Annotated in this window: 2 protein-coding genes; both read left to right on the top strand. The window is 49.5% G+C overall.

Annotated features, from left to right (window positions below; all coding sequences use genetic code 11):
• Positions 1-238 (top strand): hypothetical protein (locus tag HW561_RS23770; RefSeq protein ID WP_211198751.1); only part of this gene is annotated, 238 nt, incomplete at its 5' end.
• A complete protein-coding gene (locus HW561_RS23230) occupies positions 220-447 on the top strand; it encodes a hypothetical protein (protein WP_176867757.1) in 228 nt (75 codons plus the stop codon). The genes HW561_RS23770 and HW561_RS23230, both read left to right, overlap by 19 nt.
• Positions 448-1,411: the final 964 nt, after the last annotated feature.

A 1,411-nucleotide genomic window follows, 5' to 3' on the forward strand; every position in this document is an offset into this window, starting at 1 on the left:
ATCCTCCCGCCAATTGGAGGAATTGAATCAGCAGTTCAGCCCTCGATCAAACCAGAGTTTTTCAACAAAATATGGCCGACGCACTGATGCTGAGGACTTGACGAATGTCCGAGTCCAAGCACAATGCGACGGACTTGCAGCGCAACCTTTGGGCGACTTATATTTTCCCGAGCTCGCGGAATTGAAACAAATGTATTTCTTTGAAAATAGGGTACGATTTTGGGTCTTGAAGGTCTAGCTGAATTTGTACAAGCCATCCGACTGGCTGGCGCAACGCTTATTGCATTAGTTCTTGCAATAGGATTGCTCCGCTTCAAGCGCGATACTTATTTCTATCTCTCCACCTTTGCACTCGGTTTTTTTGTCCTGATCATGGCATCGAAACTCTACGGCATCCATCATAAGGAAATTATCTTCGGCATGCAGACGCAGAGCGTGCAGAACTAAAAAACCTAGAAACCTGGAACTTCGATCCATCGACCATAACTTCTATTCACTTCGACTGGCCTGTAGACAGACACCGGAATGGAAGCATCCGCCTTGGTGGCCAGGCAATCGGGGAAAATAGAGTTCTCCAACTAGCAGACTCGGAGAACGGAACACTTTTTGAAATCGGTGAAAACCCGGTGCGCAGAGTTGAACTCTTAGTCGGAGATGTCCGCTGTTTCCGCGATAGTCCCAACCTTGTTTTGTTCCCACAAGCTACAAACCAAGATTGGATTGAACGCGGTATTTGCTTGTTGTCGCAACCAGTTGAGTTATCCGAGGCAGAAACACGATTAAGCTATGTATCTAAATCGACTCAACGTGGCAGTGGATGGGACTCGCGACGCGAATGGCGTCTTGAAACACGAGAAAGCGGGTTGATAGATCTGATTGTCACCGCATCTGGCCTCGGAACGGGAACTTCCATTTTCCTGCCGAGGATAAGTGACGGACCAACGCGGAGATTGGAGTATTATCGTGACGGTCCTATCGTTGCCTTGCGCACTTGGTTAACCGGTTCTGATCTCGCTGACGCGAACGATTCCGAGTCAACCTATTGGGAGCTGGAGCTAAAACGCCGTAAATCACTGAGTGATGATCTGCTTATAGCTGGATTGACGAGTGAGAGGGTATTCGGGGTGCTGAACTTGGCCTGTACTCAGTGGGATCGCGCTGGCCATGAATTGCGGCAGGCCATTACGATGGTTCTTGAGCGAGAAATGCCAAAACGCCCAATGGCAAAGTACATGCAGGAATGCGGGCGAACATCCCGTACTGATGACTTGTACGGTCTTGGAACCCGAGGCGCTTGCTCGACTTCGCCTCCAGATACTGGATCACCCATCAATACTGACCCAGCCCCTTGATCCGGGCCATTGAGGTGTTAGTACTCCGTTCCTGTTTCTTTCTCGTGATTAGGTTGCGG

This window comes from Ruegeria haliotis (genome assembly GCF_013377785.1).
GTDB lineage: Bacteria > Pseudomonadota > Alphaproteobacteria > Rhodobacterales > Rhodobacteraceae > Ruegeria > Ruegeria haliotis.